We start from the raw sequence: 4,323 nt of genomic DNA, 5'->3' as shown, positions 1-4,323 counted from the left end.
GGCGACCCGGGGGACCAGCACCTGGCACAGCTCGTGGGCGGTGAAGCCGAGGTCCAGGGTGGTGCCGACCTTGCCGCCGACCTCGTTCAGCAGGGTGCTGGTGCCACCGGGGTCCAACAGGTCGCCGGATAGGCGTAGGCCTGCAGGAGGTGCGTTGCTCTTGAGGGCGTTCTCTGCGACCACCACCCGGGCCTCCAATCCCAGGCAGGTCGTGTCGGCAGCACTGCAGAGTTCCCGGGTACGGGCCAACTCGGCATACAGGTCTTCGAATTCGCTTCTGATGTCGAGAAGTTCGCGTTCGAGGGCGTCCGTCCGGCCGTGTTCGGTGGTGGGGCCAGTGGCACCGGTGGACGAGTCGGTCCCGTCCGCCGTCCGCAGCTCGCGGAGCCGCTGCTCGGCCCGGGCCTCCTGGTCCTCCATGTCTTCCAGGATCTTGCGAAGAGCCCTTTCGCGGGCGTCCACCACATGAAGGTCTTCCTCGGCCTGACGTAGCTCTTCGTAGAGTCGGTCGACTTCATACCCGGCCGTGTCGTGGGCCCTCAACGCTGCGGTCCGCAGCCGGTGGGCCTCATTCAGGGTTTCGGGTGCTACCGGGCGGCCTTCCGATTCTGCGACGTGACGCAGAAGATCGCCGACGAAGGTCCGGGGGGCGATCGTCCGGCCGGCGAGATAGCCGGCAACGGAGGCCATGTCGCGGGAGGTGCGGGCGGCGTAACGGGTCTGCGAGGTTCGGAGGGCTTGGAACTGAAGCACGAGGAAGTCGGCGAAGGCGAGGACCTCGGACCTGGGCCCTTGGGGTTCACCGGGCTGTCGTGGGGGCCATCTCTCCGCCATGTCCTGTCCTCAGCCTCCTTGCGGTGTCGTCCCGGCTGCCGGTCACCGGCGAGCCTGGTGCGGATTCAGTCCTGTGCGTGGCCCTGCGGGGTTCCCGGGCCCGTCTCAGCCGGACTCCTGCGGTTTCCACCCGTGGCGGGCGATTTCGTGACGGCAACTCATATGGAGGCCGGGACGGTTGCCGGCGGAGATCAGGCCAGTATCCGCTCCCGGTCCGGTGCCGGGCCTCCGCGGACCTGATAGACACCTGGCGCCACCTCAGCGGAGACGGAGGGCAACTGCTCTGCCAGGAGGAGCGGCCACCGGGTTTCCACATCCCAGCGCAGTCCGGACGCCTGGAGGACATCGTCGGCGTTCACCACCACGCCGTGCAGATCGGTGCCCTGGAGGTTGGCGTTGTGCAGATCGGCGTTGTACAGGTCCGCACCGTGCAGGACGGCATCGCGCAGGTCGGCTGTTCGCAGGTCCGCGCCGTGGAGGTTCGCGTCGCGCAGATCAGCCTCCTTCAAGGTGGCGCCCTCCAGGTCGGCGCTCTGCAGCCGCGCGCCGCGCAGGTCTGCACCGTCCAGCTCCGCCGTTCGCAGGTCCGCACCGTGGAGGTTCGCTTCGCGCAGATCAGCCTGGTTCAGGACCGCGGCACGGAGTCTCGCACGCTGGAGGTCAGCCCTGCCCAGGTGGGCCCGCCTCAGAACCGCGCCGCGCAGGTCCGCGTCCTGAAGGTTGGCGCCGGTCAGGTCGGCCTGGCCCAGAACCGCGCCGAGGAGGTTGGCGCCGACGAGGACCGCACCCGGCATGTTCGCTCCGAACAGGTTCGCCTCGCGCAGGTCCGCGCCGCGCAGGTCCGCGCCGTCCAGTCCGACGCCTTGCAGAAGCGCTCCGTCCAGGGCTGCGCCTGGGAGGCTCGCGCGATGGAGGTCCGCGCCGCGCAGATCGGCTCGGGACAGGGCACGCGGCTGATCGAATCGGGAGCGCCGGACGGTGAGACCCTCGGCCTCGGGCGGTGCGTGCTCAGGTGGGGCATCCAATCCGGCCTGCCGGGCGATGGCCAGGGACGCGGAGGTCAGCGCCTCGGAGGGGGCGTCGGGACAGGCGAGATAGAGCAGCCCGCGCACGATCGCGGCCTGTCGCATGGTCTCGTCGTCGTCCACCACGGTCTCCAGGGTAGGGCGGTCAGCCGGGATCGGCGGCAGTTGTGCAACAGATCGGGCACCGGTAGCCCGCCGTTATGGCCAGGGTGAGCAAGAATGTGACGCCTGCGTTCTCGGCCCGACGCAGCAGCTGGCGCGGGGTGGAGTGCGGTGCAGGGCCCGCGTTGCGGAGGATGCGGTCCACCAGCCGCGTCCAGTGCCTCTCGGCGAGGTTCCAGTCCACCTCTCCTCCGGTTGGCCCGGTGTGAAGGTGCCCGAAGTCCATGACAGCCTTCTCGACGTCGCCACCGCGTCCGTACAGTTCGTGCAACGAGATCACGGCGGCGCCTCGCTTCCGGAGGCCGGGGGCGAGGGCGGGACAGCCGGCGGCTCAGCCAGGGCACGTAGTTCGGCGAGGACCGAAGTCAGGTCCTGGGACTGGTGCGCCTGGATCTGCTCGGTGACGACGTAGCCGACCGCCCCGCCGACGAACGCGGGGATCGCGGCCCAGCCGGCGATGGACAACGGCCACGCGCACCACTGCGGATCCACCTGGGCCGGCGACGTGATCCCCACCATCACCTCATAGGCCGCAGTCCATCCGGACAGGAACCCGTTCAGCACGTACAGGGCGGAGCACGCGGCCAGCACCACGCCGCCGCGGCTCAGCAGCCAGTAGGGCAGCCTGCCCAGTGCATGGCGACCAACCCACCAACGACCGACCAGGTGCCGCCAATCCGGCGGAGGCGGCGGGGAAGACGGATGGGACACGCCGACAAACGTTAGCGGCCGGTCCTGGTTCTCCGAAGCCAAATGGGTGAAGAAGGCAGGGGCATGGGCATTCGACGCGGACAGGCCGGCCCGCCCGGACCCTTCTGCGCGGGGCCTCGCCGCCCGGCGATGAGAAGTCCCTGGCGCGACAAGCCCCCGTTCTGACCCGCCGGCCCGTCGCCCGTACGGGGAACGGCACCTGCAAAGCGCCTGCCACTGCCACTGTGACGGGCACTTCTGAAGGTAGATCGTTTCCGCGTGGGGGTCAGCCGCGCCGCGGGTTCAGTTGGTAGGTCTGGCTCCGTTCCTCCCCACGCATGCAGGGGTCAGCTGGCGCGGGCCCGGCGGACGGGGTCGGTGACTCGCTCCGTTTGTGGAGGAACGGGGCAGATGTAGTCCTGGCTGTCGGAAATCCTGATGAAGTTCATCAGGCCGGGACATCCGGATGATCTTCGCGCGGCGCAGAGGGCGCGCTCCGACAGGAGCGCACCCTCTGCGCCTCACGCGGGCCGCGGCGTGGGCGGTGCGGTGGTCGGCGTCCTCCTGGCGGTGGGGGCCTCGTTCTTAGCGCCACCCGGCCAGTTCCTCATGACCAGCCCAACACCCCGACCATCGCATGGGGCAGGGCGTCGGCGAAGTCGGGTGGTGTCCGATTCGCAACCATGTGTGCCACGAGGTGTATGGCGCTTGCACTTCGTGCCCGGCTGTCAACTGCCAAGGCCTACAGCAGCTTCATGGCATCAATCAGTTGCTGCCGGGGATCCAACCTACCGGCCGATCGCTTCCCGGTCCGCGCCAGGGACAGCCTTCCCGGATCCACGAGGCTCGCGCAGTGCTCACTCCGGTGTTCGAGGCGTCCTCATAGCCGAACTCGGTGAGGCAGCAGCTACAGATGGCAAACGACGGCGTCAGCCCGTCGCAACCCCAGGGCTCGAATCCCTGATCGAGCCCGCACACGGGACATTGAGTACCAGGCCTCGGCATTCTTGTCACGGGCCGATGCTACGTCCGGTGGTACTCGACGGTTGAGGCGAGACAGGCACGGCGGCTGACCCCCGCTGGCGCGGGGAGGAGCACCGAGCTCGACCTGCGCACCATCTGGCTGGCGGCTGACCCCCGCTGGCGCGGGGAGGAGTGGACGCGCGCGCTGGCCCAGGTCGACCCCGCCGGCTGACCCCCGCTGGCGCGGGGAGGAGCACCTCGTCCTTCGTCGCGATCTGGGCATCGACGGCTGACCCCCGCTGGCGCGGGGAGGAGATCGGTCCGAGGCCGCGCCGCGGTGCCGTCGACGGCTGACCCCCGCTGGCGCGGGGAGGAGGGGTGCGGAGTCGCCGCCGCTGTTCTGACGCCCGGCTGACCCCCGCTGGCGCGGGGAGGAGGCTTTCCGGCCTGCGACGCCTCTAGGCCTTTGCCGCTTCTTGGCTATCTGCGGACTGCAGGCCCGTCATCGCAACCAGCGTCAGTCCGTCGAAGTCGATCGGCTTCCGTCGCTGCTTGCCCGCAGTACGCAGCTCGAAGCCCTGTTCGTTGGCCGCCGGGTGGACCAGGACGGCCACTCCGGCGCCGATGCAGCCGCTGACGGCCTGCCAGA

At 69.7% G+C, this 4,323-nt stretch carries 5 protein-coding genes and 1 CRISPR repeat array; all 5 genes read right to left on the bottom strand.

What is annotated here, in order from left to right; genetic code table 11:
- Nucleotides 1–690: hypothetical protein (locus ACFWXO_RS44885; RefSeq protein ID WP_380532915.1), on the bottom strand; the 690-nt coding region annotated here is incomplete at its 3' end.
- A 335-nt stretch (nucleotides 691–1,025) separates the two neighbouring features.
- Nucleotides 1,026–1,985, bottom strand: coding sequence for a pentapeptide repeat-containing protein (locus ACFWXO_RS44880; protein ID WP_380532912.1), 960 nt, complete (start codon nucleotides 1,983–1,985; stop codon nucleotides 1,026–1,028).
- A 19-nt stretch (nucleotides 1,986–2,004) separates the two neighbouring features.
- Entirely contained in the window at nucleotides 2,005–2,301 is a 297-nt protein-coding gene (locus tag ACFWXO_RS44875) for a hypothetical protein (RefSeq protein ID WP_380532909.1), read from the bottom strand.
- The gene (locus tag ACFWXO_RS44870) at nucleotides 2,298–2,732 is read right to left on the bottom strand and encodes a DUF6313 family protein (RefSeq protein WP_380532906.1); all 435 of its coding nucleotides are present in this window, start codon (nucleotides 2,730–2,732) and stop codon (nucleotides 2,298–2,300) included. The genes ACFWXO_RS44875 and ACFWXO_RS44870 overlap by 4 nt, the downstream gene beginning before the upstream one ends.
- Nucleotides 2,733–3,777: 1,045 nt before the next feature.
- Nucleotides 3,778–4,111: direct repeats of the CRISPR family, unit length 29 nt; unit sequence CGGCTGACCCCCGCTGGCGCGGGGAGGAG.
- Between the two features lie 21 nt (nucleotides 4,112–4,132).
- Nucleotides 4,133–4,323: type I-E CRISPR-associated endoribonuclease Cas2 (locus ACFWXO_RS44865; protein WP_380532903.1), on the bottom strand; the 191-nt coding region annotated here is incomplete at its 5' end.

Origin of the sequence: Kitasatospora sp. NPDC059088 (assembly GCF_042738155.1) — a bacterium.
Lineage (GTDB): Bacteria > Actinomycetota > Actinomycetes > Streptomycetales > Streptomycetaceae > Kitasatospora.
The sequence above is the reverse complement of the archived record's forward strand: the minus strand, read 5'-3'. Positions and strand labels throughout refer to the sequence as shown.